At 69.2% G+C, this 21240-nt stretch carries 21 protein-coding genes, 1 tRNA gene and 1 pseudogene; 15 read left to right on the forward strand and 8 right to left on the reverse strand.

The window, feature by feature from the left end:
- The first annotated feature begins 340 nt into the window (after positions 1-340).
- From FM051_RS22185 to FM051_RS54015, 3 genes and pseudogenes are all read left to right on the forward strand, one after another.
- Positions 341-413: transfer RNA gene (locus tag FM051_RS22185), tRNA-Lys, on the forward strand.
- 232 nt (positions 414-645) lie between these two features.
- Entirely contained in the window at positions 646-816 is a 171-nt protein-coding gene (locus tag FM051_RS54010) for a hypothetical protein (protein ID WP_420803614.1), read from the forward strand.
- Between the two features lie 42 nt (positions 817-858).
- Positions 859-1152 (forward strand): annotated as a pseudogene (locus FM051_RS54015) (2OG-Fe(II) oxygenase family protein); the annotation flags it as partial.
- A 102-nt stretch (positions 1153-1254) separates the two neighbouring features.
- Here the strand turns inward: FM051_RS54015 and FM051_RS50140 are convergent.
- Together FM051_RS50140 and FM051_RS22195 are read right to left on the reverse strand one after the other, a co-directional pair.
- Complete coding sequence (locus tag FM051_RS50140; RefSeq protein ID WP_162470731.1) at positions 1255-1413, reverse strand: hypothetical protein; 159 nt, start codon at positions 1411-1413, stop codon at positions 1255-1257.
- 22 nt (positions 1414-1435) lie between these two features.
- Positions 1436-1780, reverse strand: coding sequence for a MerR family transcriptional regulator (locus FM051_RS22195; protein ID WP_158846395.1), 345 nt, complete (start codon positions 1778-1780; stop codon positions 1436-1438).
- Positions 1781-1833: 53 nt separating this feature from the next.
- Between FM051_RS22195 and FM051_RS22200 the strand changes: the two genes are divergently transcribed.
- On the forward strand, positions 1834-2604 hold the full coding sequence (locus FM051_RS22200) for an alpha/beta fold hydrolase (RefSeq protein WP_158846397.1): 771 nt from the start codon (positions 1834-1836) through the stop codon (positions 2602-2604).
- Between the two features lie 2 nt (positions 2605-2606).
- A complete protein-coding gene (locus FM051_RS22205) occupies positions 2607-3431 on the forward strand; it encodes a TIGR03619 family F420-dependent LLM class oxidoreductase (protein ID WP_202918965.1) in 825 nt (274 codons plus the stop codon).
- A 28-nt stretch (positions 3432-3459) separates the two neighbouring features.
- Here the strand turns inward: FM051_RS22205 and FM051_RS22210 are convergent, their stop codons facing one another.
- From FM051_RS22210 to FM051_RS22225, 4 genes are all read right to left on the reverse strand, one after another.
- Positions 3460-3924 carry a nitroreductase/quinone reductase family protein gene (locus FM051_RS22210; protein ID WP_202918966.1) on the reverse strand — a complete coding sequence of 155 codons (465 nt, stop codon included), beginning with the start codon at positions 3922-3924 and terminating at the stop codon, positions 3460-3462.
- Positions 3925-3968: 44 nt separating this feature from the next.
- Complete coding sequence (locus tag FM051_RS22215; RefSeq protein ID WP_158846399.1) at positions 3969-4691, reverse strand: DsbA family oxidoreductase; 723 nt, start codon at positions 4689-4691, stop codon at positions 3969-3971.
- A 458-nt stretch (positions 4692-5149) separates the two neighbouring features.
- A complete protein-coding gene (locus FM051_RS22220) occupies positions 5150-5377 on the reverse strand; it encodes a hypothetical protein (RefSeq protein ID WP_158846401.1) in 228 nt (75 codons plus the stop codon).
- Between the two features lie 155 nt (positions 5378-5532).
- Positions 5533-8505 (reverse strand): AfsR/SARP family transcriptional regulator, encoded by a 2973-nt coding sequence (locus FM051_RS22225; RefSeq protein ID WP_158846403.1) that lies wholly within the window; start codon positions 8503-8505, stop codon positions 5533-5535.
- 199 nt (positions 8506-8704) lie between these two features.
- Between FM051_RS22225 and FM051_RS22230 the strand changes: the two genes are divergently transcribed.
- Entirely contained in the window at positions 8705-9901 is a 1197-nt protein-coding gene (locus tag FM051_RS22230) for a hypothetical protein (protein WP_158846405.1), read from the forward strand.
- Entirely contained in the window at positions 9898-10305 is a 408-nt protein-coding gene (locus FM051_RS22235; RefSeq protein WP_158846407.1) for a hypothetical protein, read from the forward strand. The genes FM051_RS22230 and FM051_RS22235 overlap by 4 nt, the downstream gene beginning before the upstream one ends.
- On the opposite strand, the gene FM051_RS22240 is transcribed toward FM051_RS22235, so the two are convergent.
- Together FM051_RS22240 and FM051_RS22245 are read right to left on the reverse strand one after the other, a co-directional pair.
- Entirely contained in the window at positions 10258-12255 is a 1998-nt protein-coding gene (locus tag FM051_RS22240) for a tetratricopeptide repeat protein (protein WP_158846409.1), read from the reverse strand. The two genes, FM051_RS22235 and FM051_RS22240, sit on opposite strands and share 48 nt — an antisense overlap.
- A gap of 330 nt (positions 12256-12585) precedes the next feature.
- A complete protein-coding gene (locus FM051_RS22245) occupies positions 12586-13257 on the reverse strand; it encodes a hypothetical protein (protein WP_202918967.1) in 672 nt (223 codons plus the stop codon).
- Positions 13258-13346: 89 nt separating this feature from the next.
- Here FM051_RS22245 and FM051_RS22250 point away from each other — a divergent pair, with 89 nt between their 5' ends.
- The 8 genes from FM051_RS22250 to FM051_RS22285 all read left to right on the forward strand — a co-directional run bounded on the left by FM051_RS22250 (position 13347) and on the right by FM051_RS22285 (position 21238).
- Entirely contained in the window at positions 13347-14468 is a 1122-nt protein-coding gene (locus FM051_RS22250) for a DUF2786 domain-containing protein (protein WP_158846413.1), read from the forward strand.
- A gap of 95 nt (positions 14469-14563) precedes the next feature.
- Entirely contained in the window at positions 14564-14773 is a 210-nt protein-coding gene (locus FM051_RS22255; RefSeq protein ID WP_158846415.1) for a hypothetical protein, read from the forward strand.
- A gap of 53 nt (positions 14774-14826) precedes the next feature.
- Positions 14827-15213, forward strand: a complete 387-nt coding sequence (locus FM051_RS22260) for a very short patch repair endonuclease (protein ID WP_158846848.1) — start codon at positions 14827-14829, stop codon at positions 15211-15213.
- Positions 15214-15226: 13 nt separating this feature from the next.
- A complete protein-coding gene (locus FM051_RS22265; protein ID WP_158846850.1) occupies positions 15227-16369 on the forward strand; it encodes a DNA cytosine methyltransferase in 1143 nt (380 codons plus the stop codon).
- A 72-nt stretch (positions 16370-16441) separates the two neighbouring features.
- Positions 16442-16972, forward strand: coding sequence for a hypothetical protein (locus tag FM051_RS22270; RefSeq protein ID WP_158846417.1), 531 nt, complete (start codon positions 16442-16444; stop codon positions 16970-16972).
- A 39-nt stretch (positions 16973-17011) separates the two neighbouring features.
- Positions 17012-17281 carry a GlsB/YeaQ/YmgE family stress response membrane protein gene (locus FM051_RS22275; protein WP_158846419.1) on the forward strand — a complete coding sequence of 90 codons (270 nt, stop codon included), beginning with the start codon at positions 17012-17014 and terminating at the stop codon, positions 17279-17281.
- Between the two features lie 587 nt (positions 17282-17868).
- On the forward strand, positions 17869-20430 hold the full coding sequence (locus FM051_RS22280) for a DEAD/DEAH box helicase (RefSeq protein WP_420803615.1): 2562 nt from the start codon (positions 17869-17871) through the stop codon (positions 20428-20430).
- On the forward strand, positions 20423-21238 hold the full coding sequence (locus tag FM051_RS22285; protein WP_158846423.1) for an SWIM zinc finger family protein: 816 nt from the start codon (positions 20423-20425) through the stop codon (positions 21236-21238). Before FM051_RS22280 ends, FM051_RS22285 begins: the two co-directional genes overlap by 8 nt.
- The last annotated feature ends 2 nt before the right edge of the window (positions 21239-21240 follow it).

Genomic DNA, 21240 nt, shown 5'->3' on the forward strand with positions numbered 1-21240 from the left:
GTCTGGCCGGCGTCCCCGGTGGCGGCCGAGCCAGATGAACAACTTGTGATCAACGTCGCAACCAACCCGATCGCGACGATTGCGAGCGTCCCCCGCTTGCGGTGCATCCCGTCCTCCGGTTCATCCCCTCAACACCGAGACCGCCTGCGACAGGAGTCCGCCGGTGTCCCCTGACAAGGTGACGCCTGGAGGGTTGACGATGTTGCCCGAGATGCTGGATCGTTACCAAGGCGAAGTTCCCCCTGCGTCAGGGCGGCACACCCACCCTGACCAGGCGATTGGGAGCTCCGTCAGACGCTGTGCTAATGTTCTCCGCGTCGGACAGAGCAAGACAGTCCGAGCGCCGCTAGCTCAACTGGCAGAGCAGCTGACTCTTAATCAGCGGGTTCGGGGTTCGAGTCCCTGGCGGCGCACAACACAGAAGCAGGCCGGAATTCACCCGGCCTGCTTCTTTTTTCGTTTCCGGGTGTATTCACGCCAAGCCCTCACCGTCCCCAGTCGCGCTCGTGCGCCCAGCCGCTTCGACTGGGGCTTGAAGGTGCTCGGCGCATCGGCGCTGCGATGTCGGGCGAAATCGACGAAAAGTCTCCGGGACGACTTCGACGAAACACTTGGGGTATGGATGTCGGAGATCACAAACCGCAGGTGACGAAGGCTGCCGTCAAGCCCGCCTTCAGCCGGGAAGAACACCGCCGGTGGTGGACGTTGGCGGTGGTGAGCGCGGCGCAGCTCCTGGTGGTCTTGGACGGCACGATCGCGAACATCGCGCTGCCGTCGGCGCAGGACGCGCTCGGCATGTCCGACGCGAGCAGGTAATGGGCGATCACCGCGTACGCGCTGACCTTCGGCGGACTGCTGTTGATCGGCGGTCGGATCAGCGGTGCGCTCGGCCACCGGCGCACGTTCCTGATCGGCCTGACCGGCTTCGCCGCGGCCTCCGCGCTGGGCGGCGCGGCCGTGAACCCTCCGATTCTGTTCGGGGCGCGTGCGCTGCAAGGTGTGTTCGCCGCCGCTGCCGGGATGTTCATCCTGACCAGGTTGACGTCGGAGAGCACGGACGTCCGGGCCATCCCCGGCAGCTTCGTGGTGAACATCGGCGATCTGATGGCCCGGTGGACGGGAGGCCGGTGGGTGTCGACCATGCACCGAGTCGTCAACCCGGACCGGGGCGACATCCCCTCCCGCCTGTCCGTCCCGTTCTTCTACCAACCCAACCACGACACCCGAGTCGACCCCCTGCACCCGCTCGCCGCGTCAGCCGACGAACGACGTTCGCCCCGTGATCGCCGGGGAGTCGATGGCGATGAAGACACAGAAGCTGTTCGCGACGGCACCGCAGATCGGCAGCCGACAGCACAAAGCCAGGCCGGCATTCTCGCCGGCCTGGCTTTCTATTCCGTTCTTTCCGGACATCCGGATCCGCTGTCCGGCGTCCTCAGCTCTCGGGAAGGTATGCCGCGAGCGTGCCCCGCGCCTGCCGCAGGGTGTCAATGCGCCCGTCCATCGCGGCGAGTTCGTCGGTCAGGGTCCGCACCAGCTGGGGACACATGTCGAGCTTGGGCTGGTCGCCGTTGGCGCACGGCAGCACGGTGCGGATCACATCGGTGCTCAGTCCCGCCGCGAGCAGTGCCCTGATCTGGCGCACGGTGACGACGGCGTCGTTGCTGTAGGTCCGGTAGCCGTTGGCGTCGCGGCGGGTTCCGAGGAGTCCCTGTTCCTCGTAGTAGCGCAACAGTCGTGCGCTGACACCGGTCCGCCTGGACAACTCCCCGATCAGCATGTGTCACACCTCGCCTTGACCTTGACACCGATGTGAATGCTTAACGTCGCGGCATGAGCGAACATTTCTCCCGCACCATCCGCGGTTCCGGTCCAGGCCTGCTGCTCGCGCACGGCGCCGGTGGCGGTGTGGAGGCCAATTTCGGGTCGATCCTCGACGACCTGGCCCTCACCCACACCGTGGTCGGCGTCGATTACCCCGGCGCCGGGAAGACGCCGCGCAGCACCGAACCGCTGGTGCTCGACGACCTCGCCGACGAACTCGTGCGCGCGGGCGTGGAATCCGGCCTCGATCGCTTCGCGATCCTCGGTTACTCGCTCGGCACGGCCGTCGCGGTGCGTACTGCCGTCCGCCATCCCGATCGGGTCACCGCGCTCGTGCTGACAGCCGGGTTCGCCCACCCGGACAACCGGTTGCGCCTGGCGCTGGACACCTGGGCCCGGCTCCTCGACGGTGATCGGATGGTGCTGGCCAGGTACGCCACGTTCGCCGGGACCGGCCAGACGTACCTGGACTCCCGTACCGCCGAGGAGCTCGACGAGTCGGTCCGCCAACTCGCCGAGGTCATCCCGGCGGGCAGTCCGGAACACGTCGCGCTGACAGCCTCGGTCGACACGAGGGCCGAGTTGGCCACGATCACGGCGCCCACGCTCGTCGTGGCGACCACGGAGGACGGCCTGGTGGTCCCCGCGTTGTCCGGCACGCTCGCGAGCGGGATCCCCGGCGCGGAACTCGTCGGGGTCAGGTCGGGACACGGGATCGCGGTCGAGGCGCCGGACGAGTGGCTCGGCGTGATCCAGGACTTCCTGGCGAAGGTGGGGTGACCGTGGATCTGGAAGTGGTCCTCCCCGACGAATCAGCCGCGATGGAACCCCACCGGCTCGCGGAACTGGCCGCGGCCGCGGAGAAGACCGGGTACCGGACGGCGTGGTTGCCCGATCACCTGCTGCCACCCGGCCGGTACAGCCCCGAGCGTTACGGCGGTGTGTACGAGCCGCTGGTGTCGTTGTCCTACATCGCGGCGCACACGAGCACGATCGGGCTGGGCACGTCGGTGCTGGTGCTGCCGATGCGCAACCCGTTCGTCGTGGCCAAGCAGGCCGCCACCCTCGACCGGCTCTCCGGGGAACGGCTCACGCTCGGCGTGGGCATCGGCTGGGACCGGACGGAATTCACCGCCGTGGGCGCGGATTTCCACACCCGGGGTGCTCGGACGAACGAGGCGATCGCCTTGCTGCGGCATCTCTTTCACGGCGACGGGCCGTTCGAAGGCCGTTTCTACGGCTACGAGACGGGGGTGTTCGAGCCGCGACCGCGCCGCAGGATTCCGATCATGGTCGGCGGGACCAGCGAGCCCGCCCTGCGCCGCGCGGCGACGCTGGCCGACGAGTGGCAGGCCGTCGGCCTGAGTCCCGCACAGTTCGCGGAGCACGTCGCTCGGCTGCGCGACCTGTCAGACCGGGTGGTCAAGCCGACCACCCGAATCGCGTGGCATGGCGGCACGGCGGAGCTGGCCAAGGCGGTCGACGAGGCGCACGCGTTCGCCGACGCGGGCGCCGCCGCGGTCGCCGTGTGGTTCAGCCCCGACGACGGCTTCGCCGATCGGATGGCCGAATTCGCCCAAGCCGCAGGGCTTCGAAGCGCGCATTGATCCGACCACACGGCCAAGACCCCGCGGCTCAGGTGGCGAGGCGGAACCGGACCAGGTGGGCCTTCCCGGCGGCGGCGTGCAACTCCTCCGGAGTGGGCTCGCGGTCGGCGGGCAGGCCCATGAACTTCGCCTGGCGCGGCGAACGCTTCGCGAATTCGCCGAGCGTTTCGGCGATCGTGGCGGTGTCCTCGATGACGGTGGGCACCGCGTCGTGGTCCCGGCCGCGGATGCGCAGCCGGACGGTGGGTCCGGTGCGCAGGTTGGCCATCCAGGTCGACGTCGAGGACATGGCCAGGACGGCGCCGGGCTCCCAGTCGAAGTAGCCGACGGGAATGGTGATGCGGCGTCCGGACTTGCGGCCGGTGTAGGTCAGCAGCATCAGGCGCTTGCTGACGATGCCGTGCAGGGGCGAGGCGAGCAGTGGTCGGATGACGCGGTTGATCGCCCGGAACAGCGCGACCGGGGGTTGCTTGGTGGTGTCGGCCTGGCTCACGAGGTGCTCCCGAAGATGGGTGTCCGGCGGTGTTGACGCGGAGGTCAGGCGTGGGCGGGATGCGTGTCGGGCACCGCGCAGCCGTCCGGGCCGCAGAGCCCTTCGGCATCCTCGACGAGGAACTTCGGGTGGCTCTCGTCCCACACCTGCCGCAGCGCGCCGAGCAGCGCACCCGTGTCCTGAGCGCCCGAGATGGCGTACTTGCCGTCGATGACGATGAACGGCACCCCACGCGCGCCGAGTTCCTGGGCCTGGCGCGTTTCGTCCTCCACCTGCTGCCGGAAACGGCGGTCCCGCAACACTTCCCGCGTCTCGTCCTGGTCCAGGCCGAGTTCCGCGGCCACCTCGAGCAGCGCGTCGACGGTGAAGATCGAGCGGACGTCGCCGAAGTAGGCGCGGAACATCAGGTGCCACGCCTCGGCGTGCTTGCCCTGGTCGGTGGCGTAGGCGAGGAACTCATGGGCCAGTGCGGTGTTCCCGACCGTGTTGTCCGCCACGACGTACGGCGTGAGCCCGTCCCGCTCGGCCAGTTCCCGCACCCGACCGGTCGCCGCATCGACCTGGGAATCGTCCATGCCGTACTTGTTCTTCAACATCTGCCGCGCGGTCATCGCGGGTCCGCTGGGCAGGGTCGGGTCCAACGGGAAGGAGCGGTGGACCACCTCGACGTCCCCGCCGTGCTCGAACCGCTCCAGAGCCCTGCCGAGCCGGTGGTTCCCCAGCCCGCACCAGGGGCAGATGATGTCGGACCAGATCTCCACCCGCACGATGGACCTCCAATACTTACTGTTTGTTCGTTGCCCTCATCATGCGTCGGGATGGAAGGTCTTACAAAAGGCACACGCGTGTGCGCTACCAGCGGCCGAGGTGCGCCATGGATGCAGCCACAGCTCAGGAGGCACTGGCACGCGCGTGCGACCGTGATCGCCATCCGGCAGAGCGGGCCGATGCGCTACCGACCCGCAACGCGACGGCGCGCATCGCCAGAGCTGACTGGCGCCCACCGCGCCGAATCCGCCGAGACCAGGCGTACTTGGACGCCGCCAACGCCACTTGACCGACCGCTGTCCGTGAATTGCCGGAAATCTCCGGCAATTCACGCCGCTCGGCGATATTCGAGTCTCCATTGGGAACCGAATCAAGCAGGAGGGTCGCCGCGCCACGTCCCTCCTGCCACCCAAATTGACCTGCGGAGCGAATTACCCGCAGACACCCGGGCTTTACTCTAAACGGCCTCCATGCTTTCCACGCTGTTGATCCGCCCAGGCCAGTTGGGTTCGAGGACCACCGTGTCGGACTCGGTGTTGGCGAGCTTCTGACTCCACTGCTCGACGCCAGTCGGAGCCTCCGCGGCGCCCGCCGACCCCGAGCCGGTCAACAGGACACCGGTAACCAGCGCTGCGGCGACGCCGGCGCGCTTGACCGCCATGGTGATGCGGCTTGTTCGGTTCATGGCGGAGATTAGATCATCCGCCCCGGTGGTCCCACGACCGACCCCACCACTCAAGCGCGCCTCGATCCCCCGACCGTGCGGCCAAACAGGGACAGGCGATGGGTATCGACTTTAGCAAGTTGATGAATTTTCACCCAAAAGTGTGAGAAACTCTCTCATATCTTACGTTCAGTCACTTCCTTCGAGGGGGCCGCACTGAAGTCCGGACTGCTCGTCCGAGGCGCGGGGATGGCCTCGCGGACTCTTCTCAGATCCACCAGGTGATCGAGGAGGACGTCCACCTCGACCTCGGCCACGCCGCGCAGCACGTCCGCCGCGCGAAGCCACCGCTCCTCAGCCTCTTCGACCTGCCCCAGAGCCACCAGCGCGTGCCCCCAGAGGTGCAGGGCCCGCCCCAGGTCCTTGTTCGCCCCAATGGACCCGCACAACGCGACCGCCTGCTCCGCATGGGTCATGACGTCGGCGAACCGACCGAGGTCGTACTCGACCTCGGTGAGGGTTACCAACGCCTCGCCATTACGGGCGTGGTCGCCGCTGAGCGGGTGCAACGCGAGCGCTTCCCGTAGCCGTCCCAGAGCCGTCTCGTGCTCTCCGCGCTCGTGGTGGAGTTTGCCCAGTTCGGTGAGCGTTATCGCTTCACCGCGGACGTGCCCTATTGCGCGCCGAATGGCAAGCGCCGCATAGTGGTGCTCGAGCGCGAGATCGTCGCGCTCGATCTTCCGATACGCGTTCGCCAACTGGTCAAGCGCATAGGCCTCACCATCCCGATAACCCATCTCACGCACCGAATCAAGCGTTTCCCGGTAAAGCTCGATGGCGGCAGCGATTTCACCCAGGTCCACGAGCGTGCTGGCCAAGTTGTGCGCGCAAACGAGCTGGATCTCACGGAGGCCCGCGTCCTGCGCAATCGCCATACCGGCCTCGAAGTGACCACGCGCCTCCGCGAACCTCCGCAGTCGGTACAGTGCCATACCGAGGTTGCTGTAAGTCCCGCTCAACGCCTCCGGGTCACGCAGGGCGCTGGCAGCTTTAAGCGCTGCACGATGTGCGACCAACAGATCCTCGAACGTCGAGGACCGGTCGTATGCTTCGTGGAAGTTCGCCGAAAGTCGCCAGGCGTGTTCGTTGAAGCCGAGGCGTACGGATTGGGGCACGCAAGCGATCAGGATCGATCTGTGGCGCGTCAGCCAAGTCAACGCCTCTGTCTCGTCGAGCAACTGGACCGGCTTCGCGGACATGCCGGGCAGCGGCGGCACCGGCGACGTCTGGGGGTCGAGCAAGTGCGCCGCAGCCTCGCACGAGGCCAGGTACCAGTCGAGTAGGCGAATCCCCGCGTACTTGCGGACCTGCGCGGGCTCATCGCGGCGCACGAGGTGTTCGGCGTACCCGTGCAACGTGTCGTGCAGCCGGAACCTCCGGGGCCCGTTGCCATGCTCCAACAGGTTACTTCGCACAAGCGCGCTCAAGTGGGCGCTGACCGCGTCTTCCGGCTCGCCCAGGAGCGCGACCGCCGCGTCGATGCCGAACTCGGCGGTCGGGTGCAGACCCAGCAACCGGAAGAGGCGCGCCGTGCCTTCGGGCAGGTAGCGGAAAGACCACGAGAACGCGACGGGCAGCGTGGCGCTCTCGTCGTCGCTGTCGTAGACGGAGCCCAGAACGCCGAGCCCGTCCTGGTCACGGAACTCGGCGACCAACTCCCCGATCGGAGTGCCGGGGCGGTGGGCGACCTGTTGCGCGATGATCCTCAGCGCCAAGGGCAAGCCGTCCACCAAGTGGGCCAAGTCCCGCAACGCTTCCGGGGCCTGGTCCGACCGCGTGTGGCCGATCTCGTTGCGCAGCAGCGTGATCGACTCGACTGTGGACAGTGGTGAGACGAGCCTCAAGTCGACGTGGTCGAGGATGTTCAGGCCCATCAGCCGGGTTCGACTGGTGATGATGGTGGAGCAGTTCGGAGTCGCCGCCAACACCGGTCGCACCTGCGCGCTGTCGTGCGCGTCGTCGAGGATGATCAACATCTTGCGATTGCTCAGAACCCGGCGGAGTTCGAGTTGCCGCTCGTCGCCCGTGACCGGTATCCGCTCGGCGCCGAGCGACCGCAGCAGGAACGCCAGGACGTCGTCGGGGGCCATCGGTGTCCCCGGGCCGGCACCCCGCAACTCCAGGTACAGGTTGCCGTCCGGGAACCGGTCGAGGTGGCGCGAAGCCCACTTCAACGCCAACTGGCTCTTGCCGACGCTCGGCATCCCGTGCAGCGCGACAACCCGCCCCTCGTCGCCACCCTCGAGCAACGCGTCGAGTTCGGTGAGCAGGCTCCCCCTGCCGATGAAGTTCCGCGCCGGTAGTGGGACCTGATGCGGCACCACGACCCCGGCATACGCCGTGCTCTCCTGCTTCCGCAGGATCGACCGGTAGAGGTCCCGCAGTTCCGGCCCCGGCTCCGCGCCGACGTGCTCGAGCAGGCGACGGCTGAACACGGCGTAGAAGTCGAGTGCCGTGGAGTAGCGCCCCAAGGCGTCCAGAGAGCGTATGTACAGACCGGCGAACGCCTCGTCCGGCGCCTGGGTCGCGGTGAGCCTGCCGGCTTCCGCCATGACCTCCAGGTGGTCGCCGAGTTGGTGTTGACTGTCCAGCAGCGCGTGAAAGGCCGGCATCCGGTCGAATGTCTCCATTTGGTCACGACAATGGTCGGCCCATGCCCCTTCCAACTCCTGCAACGGCCGCTCGTTCCACAGCGACAGCGCATCCCGGAGGAGAGCTACGGCCTTCCGGTGATCACCACTGCCAGCCGCCCTCCTACCCTGTTCCGCCAATTTGCGGAAACGGTGGTAGTCGATCACCTCAGGCAGTTCCACGTCGAGCCGGTAGGCGTTGCCCTCCTTCGGGATCGAGCCACCTGAGCCCGATCTGACAAGAATCGAGCGCAACCGGCTGATGATCGGCTGCAGGTTGCGTCGTACCTGGTCCGAGGTGCTGCTCGGCCACAGCACCTGGGCAATCAGGTCCACCTGCACCGACCTCGGGAAGTGGTACAGCAGCATTGTGAGGACACCACGGTGCTTGGCCGGCCCGAGGTTGTAATCATTCCCATCGATGTGTAATCGCGTCTTACCGATGATCTTGAACTCCACCAGCGCCACCCTTTCGCTGGCCAACCTGCCCGTGCGCACAGTGTGCTTCACCGGCAGGCACTTACACAGTGGTTTTCGCGGGTTTTCGTCCGAATTGAGCACATAGTCGGACGGCAATCGGCAGGTGCAAGCGGACTGCAAGTTCTCGGCAAACGGGGCCGTCACTCTTCTCCCAGGGTTGGAGCGCGAGGGGGAGTGCATGACACGTCCAGAGTGGCCGCGGGTGCCGATCGGGCTCGACGCGCCGCAGTGGGTCAGCCGCGCCGGGTGCCGATCGGTGCTCGCCGTGGTGCACACGGTCACCGCAGGCCAACGCTTGTTGGAGGCCGTGGAGCTGATCGAAACAGATGCGAGGGTGCAGGTCGTCTTCACCCAGGCGCCCGACGTCTTCAGCAATGGGGTCGCCGAGTTCCTGCGGTCGACCGGTGGGCTCGTGCTGCCGTGGGAACTGGTGACCCGGGAGTCGTTCGACCTGGCCGTCGCGGCGGCCTACGGCGGGCTGCACGAGTTGCACGCGCCGCTGGTGGTGATGCCGCACGGCGCGGGCTACGGCAAGTCGTTCACCACCGGTGGGGAGCCGGTGGTCTACGGGTTGGACGCGCAACGGCTGCTGCACAACGGCCGTGTGCTGGCCAGCGCGCTGGTGCTCGCGCACGAAGATGAACGGGAGGTGTTGCGCCGACAGTGCCCGGAAGCCCTCGACGTGGCCGTCGTGGCGGGTGACCCGAGCTACGACCGGTTGGTGGCGAGCCTGCCGCACCGCGACGCGTACCGGGCCACGCTGGGTGCGGAGCCCGGACAGCCGGTCGTGGTGGTCAGCTCGACGTGGGGACTGGATTCGCTGTTCGCCCGGTTCGAGGACCTGCTGCCGCAGCTGCTCGAAGAGCTGACGCCACAGGGGTTCCGCGTCGTGGCGCTGGTACACCCGGGAGCGTGGTTCGGCCACGGCCGGCGGCAGGTGGACGCCTGGCTCGCGGAGTGTCGGGACGCGGGTCTGGTGGTGGTCGGGCCGCACGTGGACTGGCGGGCGGCGCTGATCGCCGCCGACCACGTGGTGGCCGACCACGGCTCGGCCGGCGTGTACGCGGCGGCCATCGGGCGGCCGGTGGTGCTGGTCGACGCACCGGTGCGGGTCGCGACGTCCGCCGGGTCGGCGCAAGAGGTCTTGCGCCGCACCGCGCCCAGGTTCCAGCCGGGAACGCCCGTGCGCCGGCAGTTCGAGGAGGCGGCAGCGCACGCCGCGGACGTGGGCGAGGCCGTGCGGGAGCGCCTGACGTCCCAGCCCGGCCGGGCGTCGGCGGAGTTGCGCCGGATCATGTACGAGCTGCTCGACCTCCCCGAGCCGGGACGGCACCGCGCCGTGCCGCCTGTTCCGGTGCCGGGGGACCTGCGATGACCGAGCCGGTGGTGCGGTGGACGACCAGGTCCGACGGCCTGGCCGATGTCGTCGTGCGCGACGTGTCCGATGTGTCCGATGTGGACGGCGTCGCGTCTACCGCGGTGCTGCTGCGGGACAACCCGTTCGCCGCGTTGGCCGTCGCGGTGTCGGCGGACCGCATGGTGGTGCGGACCGAACTCGGTCACGTCGTCGAACTGACGCCCGTGGCCGTCGAGGCGCGCTGTCTCGATGTCGAGGCGGTCGTGCGATCGGCGGTCCAGTCGCTCTACGCGTGGCATGTGGCGCGGCTCGACCTGAGCGCGCTGCAACCGCGTGGGTTGCCCGTGTGGTGCGCGGTTCACCGGGCACATCGGTCAGCTGTCGGATGCGGGTGGCTCAGGGTCTCCGTCCGCCCCGCGTAGTCGTCGAGCGATGTCGTCGGCCTTTGAGGATCCGATGTCGGTGTAGAGCCGCAGAGCCTGTTCCCAGTGCTCTGCGGCCTGCTCGGCGTTCCCCTGCCGTTCGGCGATCTCGGCGAGCAGTTGGTGCGACTCGGCCATCGCCTGCTTGGAGCCGAGCCCGCTCAACGCCTCCAGCGCGCTGCGCGCCGTCCTGCCGGCCGACGGCAGGTCGTCAGCACGCAGGTACGCCGCCGCCTGAGCCACCACGACCCGCGCCTGGTTGTACGGATCCGGCGGATCCAGTTCGCGGAACAGGGCCGTCGCCTCCCGCAACGCCTCCAGCGCCTCGTCGGTCCGGTCGAGCCAGGTCAACGCCCGACCGAGGTTGATCAGCGTGAGGCCGAGGCTCCGTTCGGCCCTCAACTCCCGGTTGACCTGCGCCAGCCGCTCGAACAGCCCGGCCGCTTCGCTGAACCGGCCACGGGCCATGTGCAGCAGCGCCAAGGCCTCCCCCGCGTCTGCGGCCTCCCGCCGGTCACCGATCTTCTCGGCGATCGCGGCCGAAGCCTTCAAGTGCTTCTCGGCCTCGTCGAACCTGCGGACCGTCGTGCACACCATGCCCAACCGCCTGAGCATGACCGCCTCGGCGAACCGGTGCCCCCACCTGCGCGCGGCCTCGACGCCGCGCCGGTCGATCTCCAAGCGATCACGGTAGTGCTTGTGGTGCAAGAGCAGCGGCCAGAGGGTGTCGGAGAGGTGCCAGGCCAGCTCCCACCAGCCGCGTTCCTCGGCAACCCGACCGCACATGATCAGGTTCTGCCGTTCCTCCTCCAGCCACACCAACGCCGACTCGCGGTCCGCGAACTCCGGCACGTCCTCGGGTGGCGCCAGGAACTCGTAGTTCAGCCTGCGGCGGTGCGGCGTGACGACGACATCGGCCGCCATCGCGCCCCTCAGGTACCACTCCACCATCCGTCGCACGGCGCGCGCCCTCTCGTCCGCGCCGTCCTCGGAGTTGGCCTTGCTCCGGGCGTGCAGCCGCAACAGGTCGTGGAACCGGTACCTGCTCTCCCCGACGGACTCGACCAGGCTTCCGTCGACCAGTTCCTCCAGCAACGTGTGCGAGTCGTCCTTCTCCAGCACCGACGTTGCCACCGAAGCGCCGAATTCCCGGCCGGGGTGCAGTGCGAGCCGGCGGTAGAGCGCCGCCGCGGTCGGTTGAAGCGCGCGGTAGGACAGGTCGAAGGTCGTCTGCACGGACAGTTCCGGCGCCGACAGCATCGACAGCCGGCTGCGCTCGTCGGTCAACTCGGTGAGCACCTTCTGCACCGACCACTTGGGGCGACTGGCGAGCCGCGCGGCGGCCACCCGGACGGCGATCGGCAGGCCGCCGCACATGCCGACCAGCGCCTCGGCCCGCTCGGGATCGTCGGTGACCCGCTTGTTCCCCACCACCTTGGCCAGCAGCCGCACCGCCGACAACTTGCCGAGTGGGCCGACCTCCACCAGCCGGGCGCCCTCGGCGACCAGGCCGGTCAACCGGTTGCGACTGGTCACCAGGACCGCGCTGGACGGCGAGTTCGGCGCGAGTGGCCGCACCTGCGCGGCGGAGTAGGCGTTGTCCAGCAGAACGAGCAGTTTCTTGTCCGCGGTCATCGAGCGGTAGAGGGCGGCCTGTTCGGCGATCTGGACCGGCACCTCGCGGGCCGGCACTCCCAGACTGCGCAGGAACAGGCCGAGGGCCTCCTCCGGCGGCACCGGACTCGATCCGCTGAACCCGGCCAGGTCGACGTAGAGCTGACCGTCGGCGAACAGGTCGCACGCGGTGTGCGCCCAGTGCAACGCGAGCGCCGTTTTCCCCACCCCTCCGGGACCGCTCAGCACGGCGAACATGCGCGTTCCGTCGCGCCGGTTCTCGGCCAGCGCCTCGTTCAGCTCACGCAATTCCGCCGTGCGATCGGTGAAATGCACTGGCGCGCCCAACAATTGACGCGGCACCGGCGGCGGAGTGGACGGTGCATTGTGGAACGCGATGCCCCCGTAGACCACCGCAGCCTGCACGGCACCACCGGAGATCGACCCGGACAGGGTGTTGTCTGCGACGGCCCCTCTATCCCGCTCCGCTCCTGATCGCGACATCCGCTACCCCCGTGGCGTGTCAATTCGACCAACAACACGACCGTACGGTATGCGGACAGTGACAAGGTATTGCCCTGTCGAGCGAATTTCCCGGGCATTCGGACCAACCGGATAGGTGACATCGACCGCTCGAATCCGCATATCGCGGCGACGAATTCGCACTCACCCGAACGCGAGCGCGATCCGCCTGCCCGCCAGCAGCCGGGTTCGCCTCACGTCGTCGTGCACGTCCAGCGCGGCGTTGCGGTCCAGGCGGTTGTAGGACTTGGCCAGCAGCCAATGCGCCGCCTCCGCCCCGATCGGGGTCAAGGGGCCTTGTTCGGACAGGCGGCGGCGGGCTGTGTCGACGTTCCGGGTGACGAAGGCGGTGCGGATCACGCCGCCGGCCAGTTCGTCGATCAGGAACACCATGGCGTGCTCGTCGGCGGCGAACGTGTAGGCGCAGATCAGGGCCAGGTAGCCGGCGTCGATCGAACGGTCGCAGATCCAGGCGCCGCCTACGGACAGGGCTGGGCGAGCCGGGGGCACGGCGTTCGCGGCCCATTCGCGGGGACGGCCGGTCAGGACGGCGGCCAGGACGCGGAGCAGGGCGTGGTTGCGACGGCTGGGCAGGGAGACCGCGTACTCGATCAGGCCCGCCCAGAACTCCTCGTCCGGCCGGACGTCGGCGACCGCGCTGCTCACCGTCAGCTCGGCCTCCAGCGGGTCCAGGAGGTGCGGCAGGGTGCGGCAGCGGTGGACGACCTGTCGTTGCACCGTGGTCAGCGGGGTCCCTTGTGGACGGTGCATGACCACGATCGGGCGCCGCTTCGAGGGCTGCGTCTTCCGGCTCACCGCGCGAGGCTGGCACGTTCGGGCGCGCGCGGGGCCGCAACGGCACCGGCTGCGGAGACACCACACCCGAAAGGGGACAATCGGCAGTCGTGAGCTCCCTGCGCGAGGCGTTGTGGCAGGCCGCGGCGAATCGCCGGGGCAAGCTGCCGCGCACCTCCTCCCTCCCACCGGCCGAAGTGGACGACGCGGTTCAGGCGGTGCTGAGGCGTGCCTTCGAGCACCTTTGGGAGCACGGCTGGCTGCCTTACGACGTGTACGAGATGGTGCGCCGCGATGAGGACGAGCGCGCGCTGTCGTTCCTGGTCGACTCGCTGGCGTTGGAGGCTTCCCGGTACTCCGCGTTGCATCCGCGCTGGCAGGAGCAGTTGGAGGAGATCGGGGCGACGATCTGGTGGGACGTCACCCAGCCGCACGTCGACCAGTGGGCGGGCAGGCACATCGAGTTGCGTGAGGACGCGGTGGCCGCCGCGGTGGCGGTGTTGTCGGTGCTCGTCACGTTGCCGGCCCTGCCGGTGATCGTGCCGAAGCCGGGCACGCCGCTGTCCGCGATCGACCACCACCACGTCGACCCGAAGATCCTCAACCGGGTGCGCGGGCTGCTGGCCAAGGCCGAGTCGACCGCGTTCCCCGAGGAGGCCGAGGCGCTGTCGACCAAGGCGCAGGAGCTGGTGACGCGGCACGCGTTGGAACGGATGCCTCTTGAGGCGACGACGACGTCGCGGCGGTTGTGGCTGGACAAGAAGTACTTCGACGGCAAGGCGCACGTCGTGCACGTGGTCGCGGAGGCGAACCGCTGCCGGGCCGTGGTGTACGACCTGGGGTTCGTGGCGCTGGTCGGTGAAGAGCTCGATCTGGAGATCGTGGAGCTGCTGTCGGCATCGCTGCTGGTCCAGGCGACGCGCGCGATGATCGCGGCGGGTGAGAAGGCGCGCAAGGGCGACGAGGCGCGGTCGGCGGCGTTCCGGAAGTCGTTCTTGTTGTCCTACGCGCACCGGATCGGGGAACGGCTGCGGACGGCGAACGAGGTGCCCGACGACGACGACCGGCTCGACCGGCTGCTGCCGGTGTTGGCGGAGCGGAAGAAGGCGGTGGAGGAGTACTTCGGCGCGATGTTCACGCGGACCGTCTCCAAGTCCACGCCGGTGCGCAGTGCGGCGGGGTGGGACGCGGGGCGTTCGGCGGCCGACCGGGCGAACCTGTCGATCACCTGACCTGCGGTTTCTGGAACTGTCGGTGGTCGTCCGTACTCTCTGCGTCATGACTACCGCGATGGATGTGCGCAGGCTGTTCAACGTAAGGTCGACGCGTGGGTGACGCGTGGGTGGAGCGGCTGATCCTCAACCCGCGCGGCGGTCCGCAGCGGTCGGAGGGCTTGCTGGTGCACGCGATGCCGCCGTTCTTCTTCGCCGATCTGGGGATCACCGAGTTCACCCACGTCGGCGCGGCCGTGCTGCCGTCGCGGGCCCAACTCGACCGCGCGGCGCGGAGGCTGCGGGAGGTGCTGCACCCGGCGTGAGCCATCATGGCCGGGTGCCGAACCTGGAGACGACGGACGACGTCCGCGCCCGGATGAGCAAGCAGCGCTCTCGTGACACGGAGATCGAGGTGGCGTTGCGGCGGGAACTGCACCGGCTCGGGCTGCGCTACCGGGTGCACCAGCGGCCGGTGCGCGCGGTCCGGCGTGAGGCGGACGTGGTGTTCGGGCCCGCGAAGGTGGCGGTGTTCGTGGACGGCTGCTTCTGGCACGGCTGCCCGGAACACGGCACGTGGCCCAAGCGCAACGGCGAGTTCTGGCGTACCAAGATCGAGACGAACCAGGCCCGTGACGCCAACACCGACCAGGTGCTGGCGGACGCGGGGTGGCTCGCGGTGCGGGTGTGGGAGCACGAGGACCCGGCCGTCGCGGCGGGTCGGGTCCGGGCCGCGGTGTTGGAGCGGCGTGGTCGGCTAGCCTGAGCCCGTGCTGTCCATGATCGACCTGTTCGCCGGCTGTGGCGGCATGACCTCCGGCTTCGCCGCGTCGGGCGGTTATCGGCCGGTCATGGCGGTCGAGTGGGACCTGCACGCGGCGGCGACGTACGCGGCGAACTTCGGTGAGGACCACATCCACTGGTCCGACATCGCGGCCGTGCCGGACAGCGCGATCCCCGAGGTCGACGTGATCGTGGGCGGTCCGCCGTGCCAGGGGTTCTCGAACCTCGGCTCGAAGGACGTCAAAGACCCGCGCAACTCGCTGTGGCGCGAGTACCTGCGGTTCGTTCGACAGGCCAAGCCGTCGGTGTTCGTGATCGAGAACGTCGACCGGTTCCTGGCGTCGACCGAGTTCGCGTTGCTCCAGGCCGAGACCGAGGGCTACGAGCTGACCTCGGGTGTGCTGTTGGCAGCGGATTTCGGTGTGCCGCAACGGCGTCGGCGCGCGATCGTGATCGGCTCGCGGATCGGGCGCATCCCGTTGCCCGCGCCGACGCACGCGCGTGAGCGCTGGCACACCGTGGGCGACGTGTTGCGCGGCCTGCCGGAGCGGCCGGTGACGACGGCCCTGCCGGACTCCGTGGTGGAGTTCTTCGAGCGGGAACTGCCGGGGCCGTTCAAGAGCGAGGACCTGCACATCGGCCGCAACCCCACGCCGTTGTCGCTGGAGCGGTACCGGCACATCCCGCCGGGTGGTGGTCGGTTCGACCTGCCGGCGGAGCTGTTGCCGCGGTGTTGGCGGGAGAAGAAGACCGGGACGACCGATGTGATGGGCCGGATGCGGTGGGACGAGCCGTCGTTGACCATCCGCACCGAGTTCTACAAGCCGGAGAAGGGCCGCTACCTGCACCCGCAGTGGGAGCCGGGCGAGGACGGGCACCGGGTCGACCGCCCGATCACGCACCTGGAGGCCGCGCGGTTGCAGTCGTTCCCGGACTCGTTCGAGTGGTGCGGGTCGAAGATCGAGGTGGCCAGGCAGATCGGCAACGCGGTGCCGCCGTCGCTGGCCAGGGCCATTGCCGACCACCTGAAGCCGTACCTGACGGGCGCCGAGCCGAGCGTGCCGGGCGTGCAGGCTGCGCCGGGCGTGCAGGCTGCGCCGAGTGTGTCGACTGCGCCGAGTTGCCCGCTCTGTCGTTGACCCCGGTGTCGGTGTCGATCCGGGTCCGGTGTCGATCCGGAATTGTCGGACCCCTCCGCTAGCGTCATCACCATGACGACAACTACGTATGAGAACTCGGTCCGGATCGGCGCCACGACCTACCAGTTGGTGGCCACCGCCGACCCGGAACTGTCGGTGAACCTGGCCGGCGTCGACGGTGCGGGTGCCCTGGTGGCCGAAGGCACGCTCCGCCTGCCCGCGGACGCCGGCGCGAAGATCGGCAAGTTGCTGGCGCAGGTCCTGGAGGCCTTGGCCAGGCTCAGCACACCGCCGTCGGCCTCGCCCAGGGACCGTCCGGCCAACGCCAACCAGCCGTGGGCCCAGGACCTGGACGACGCCCTGCGCGCCGACTGGCTGGCGGCGGACCAGGACACCCCGGCCGTCGACCTGATCCGCTCGATCGCCAAACGCCTCGAGCGCTCCCCCACCTCGATCAGGTCACGCCTGGCCAAGGTCGGTTGCGATCCGGACGTGCCGGGGCGGGCGCTGTCCGACCAGGGTGCGCGGGTGTTCCGGGTTCAGGGTCGGGATCAGGGACGGGTCAGGGGCAAACCCGATTCGGGAGAGGAGGGCGTGGAGTGATGCTCGTGGTGGACGCGTAGGGCGAGGAAAGGACCTCTCGTGGAGATCACCGGGCTCATCTCGGCGCTGGTCATCGGCGTGCTCATCGGTGGCCTGGGGCGGTTGGTCGTGCCGGGCAGGCAGAAGATCTCGATGCTGATGACGCTCCTGGTGGGTGTCGCGGCGGCCCTGGTGGGCACGTTCGCGGCGTCGGCCATCGGGGTGGCCGACACATCGGGCATCGACTGGATCGAACTGGCCCTCCAGGTCGGTCTGGCCGGCGTGGGTGTGACAGCCCTGGCTCGGAAGAGGTCTCGCCAACACCAGTGACCAAGCAACATCCGGGTGGGGCGGGGTGTGTGGTCCGGTCCGGTCCGGCTCGGCACCACCCGGCTGCGGCACGGCCCCGGTCCGGCCTAGCCCCCGGTCCGGCCTGGCCCCCGCTCCGACCTGGTCCCGGTTGGGCGTAGCCCTGGTTGGGCGTAGCCAGCTCCGCCTGGCTCCGGCCCGGCCTGGCCCCGGTTGGGGGTTGCGGGGGTGTTGGGCGCATAGTGCTGTCCGTGTTGGTGCTGCACGCCCTGGGCGTGACTGGTGGGCGGGTGGCGTTGTGGGCTGAGGATTCGCGCTTGCCTGCTCGGGTCGCTGGGCGGTTGCCGCGGGTGGCGGTTGGGCATCCGTTCGCGGTTTCCGGGGACGAGTTGGCTTCGCTGCTCGGGGGCGGTGAGGTTGGGGCGTTGTCGGTTCGGCTGCCGTCGTATGCGAGTGGGCCGGTTGAGTCGCCTGAGTTGGTTCGGGAGTCCGTGGGAGCTCGGCGGGGGGCTGTTCGGTGGCGGGAGTGGCTGGTTCCCGTTGTGTGGACTGATGGGGCGCTGGCCGGTGCACCGGCTGACAGTCGGTTTGGGGCTTCTGGGAAGTTCTTGGCCGATGTCCTCGAGTTCGGGCGGGAACTGGTTCGGCGGGGGCGGGTTCTGCCGTCGATCGACGGTGACGGGTGTGCCCGGTGGCGGACTGCGCTGTCCGGGCTGGATTCCGTGCGCTTCGCGGCTCTTCGGGCGAGCATGCCGCCGTCGTTCCGGGGTGGTGATGGGCCGGGTGATCTGGTTCAGGAGGTGTTGGACCGCGCGGTCGACCGTGATGTGAGGGGGCGGCTCGCGGGCACGGTCGTTGGCGGCGATGGGGTTGTCGGCCGGTGGTTGGCCGCGCTGGTGGGTGAGCCCCTGGTGGCCGGGGAAGCTGGGGCGCTGCGGTCGAAGTTGGCGGCGTGGCGGGCCGGCGGGTTGCAGGAGAGTCCTGTCCGGACCTGTTTCCGGCTCAGCTCGCCGGATCACGGTGGCCCGTCGAAGGACGGGTGGCGGGTCGAGTTCCTGCTCCAGGCCGTCGACGAGCCCAGTGTGGTGGTGACCGCGGAACAGTTGTGGCACAAGCACGACGCGGTGCTCCGGAGGTGGGTCGGTCGGCCCGAGGACGTGCTGCTCGGGGATCTGGGGCGGGCCGGTCGGCTCTACCCGGCGTTGGATCGGGCGCTCTCGGCCAAACGGCCCGTGGAGTTGGAAGTCGACGTCGAGGGCGCCTACGACTTCCTCAAGCACGCGGCGTTGTTGGCGGAGGCCGGGTTCGGCGTGATGCTGCCCTCGTGGTGGCGTCAGCCCCACCGGCTCGGGTTGCGGCTCACGGCCACCAGCAGCGGCACGGCGGGCGAGGTGGCGAAGGAGAGCGAACTCGGGCTGAAGGTGCTGGTGGACTACCGGTGGGAACTGGCGATCGGTGACGAACGCCTGACCGAGTCCGAGTTGCTGTCGCTGGCCGAGGCGAAGGTGCCGTTGGTCCGGGTGCGCGGCCAATGGGTGCACGTCGACCCGAAACGACTCGCCGCCGGCCTCGCGTTCCTCAAGCGCGGTGGCGGGCAGATGACGGCCGCGCAGGTCCTGCTGCACTCCGGCCTGCACCCCGACGACGCCGAACTGCCGCTGCCGCTCAACGGGGTCGGCGCCACCGGCTGGCTGGGCGACCTGCTGTCCGGCGAGGTGGAGCACCACCTGGAAGCGGTCGAGCAGCCGCCGGGGTTGGTCGCGAAGCTGCGGCCCTACCAGGAGCGCGGTCTGGCCTGGCTGGCGTTCCTCGATCGGCTGGGGCTCGGTGCCTGTCTGGCGGACGACATGGGGCTTGGCAAGACTGTCCAGCTGTTGGCGCTGGAGGCCCACAACCGCCGGCACGGCAAGCGGCTGCCGACCCTGCTGGTGTGCCCGATGTCGGTGGTCGGCAACTGGCAGCGGGAGGCCGCGCGGTTCACGCCGGGCTTGGAGGTACGCGTCTACCACGGCGCGGACCGGGCGCTCGACGTCAATTGCGACATGGTGATCACCACCTACGCGGTCGTCGCGCGGGATGCCGGGAAGCTCGCCGACGTCTCGTGGGACCGGGTCGTGCTGGACGAGGCGCAGAACATCAAGAACAGCTCGACCCGGCAGTCGAAAGTGGTGCGGGCGTTGCCGGCGCGCCACCGGGTCGCGTTGACCGGCACACCGGTGGAGAACCGGCTGGCCGAGCTGTGGTCGATCATGGACTTCGCCAACCCCGGCGTGCTGGGCACGATCAACACGTTCCGCGCCCGCTTCGGCGTGCCGATCGAACGGCACCACGACGAGGACGCCGCCGTGCGCCTGCGCCGGATCACCGGCCCGTTCGTGCTGCGCCGGCTCAAGACCGACCCACAGGTCATCACCGACCTGCCGGACAAGATCGAGGTCAAGCAGCTGTGCACGTTGACCGCCGAGCAGGCCACGCTCTACCAGGCGGTGGTGGACGACATGCTCGCGCGGATCGCCGAGGCGCAGGGCGTCAAGCGCAAGGGCCTGGTGCTGGCCACGATGTCGCGCCTCAAGCAGGTCTGCAACCACCCGGCGCAGCTGCTCGGTGACGGCTCACGGATCGCCGGCCGGTCGGGCAAGCTCACCCGACTGGAGGAAATCCTCGAGGAAGCGCTCGCGGACGGTGACAAGGCGTTGTGCTTCACCCAGTTCACCGCCTTCGGCTCCCTGGTCGTGCCGCACCTGGCCGCCCGGTTCGACACCGAGGTGCTGTACCTGCACGGCGGCACGCCCAAGCGGGCGCGGGACGAGATGGTGCGGCGGTTCCAGGGCAAGGACGGCCCGTCGATCTTCGTGTTGTCGCTGAAGGCGGGCGGCACCGGGCTGAACCTGACCGCCGCGAACCACGTCATCCACCTGGACCGCTGGTGGAACCCGGCGGTGGAGGACCAGGCGACCGACCGGGCGTTCCGCATCGGGCAGCGCAACCACGTGCAGGTGCGCAAGTTCGTCTGCGTCGGCACGTTGGAGGAGCGGATCGACCGGATGATCGAGGAGAAGCGCGGGTTGGCGCAGCTGGTGGTCGGCGCGGGCGAGGACTGGCTGACCGAGTTGTCGACCGGCGAGCTGCGCGAGCTGTTCGCCCTGTCCGGGGAGGCCGTCGGTGGCTGACTGGCACGGGTCGCGCCCGCCGTCACGCCCGATCCGGGTCGAGGGCGGTCTGACGTTGCGCAGCAAGCGGGGTGACATCGCGCAGACGTGGTGGTCGCGCCGGTTCCTGGAGGTGCTGGAGTCGTTCGGCATGGAAGCTCGTCTGAGCCGGGGCCGCGCCTACGCGCGCACCGGTCAGGTGATGAGCCTGTCGCTGTCGACCAGCCTGGTCGTGGCGCTGGTGACGGGGACGCGCCCGGAGCCGTACCGGGCGCGGATCGGGGTGCGGAAGTTCAGCGACGACGACTGGCGGCGCATCGAGCACGCACTGGCGGACCGGGCGATCTTCGCGGCCAAGCTGCTGGCCGGCGAGATGCCGCCGGAGATCGAGGACGTGTTCGCCGACCTCGGCCTCACCCTGTTCCCGAGCACGATGCGCGAGCTGTCCATGGACTGCACGTGCCCGGACTGGGAGGTGCCGTGCAAGCACCTCGCCGCCACCTGCTACCTGCTCGCCGAGTCGTTCGACACCGACCCGTTCGAGATCCTGGCCTGGCGGGGACGGTCCCGCGAGGACCTGCTGGACCGGCTCCGCGACCTGCGCGCGCCCGTCCCCGCCGAGGAGCCGCGCCCGGAAGCGACCGCGCCACCGGAGGACTCGTTCGAGTCGTTCTGGGCACGCCCGAAGGTCGCCGAGGTCGTGCCGGACGTCCCCGAGCCGGTGAGCAGGCGCCCGGACGCACTGCTCGACCAGCTCGAACCGCTCGTCGTGGACGGGCGTTCGGTGACCGACGAACTGCGGCCGCTGTACCAGGCGATCGCGAAGTAGTC

Source organism: Saccharothrix deserti, assembly GCF_009769385.1.
Lineage (GTDB): Bacteria > Actinomycetota > Actinomycetes > Mycobacteriales > Pseudonocardiaceae > Actinosynnema > Actinosynnema deserti.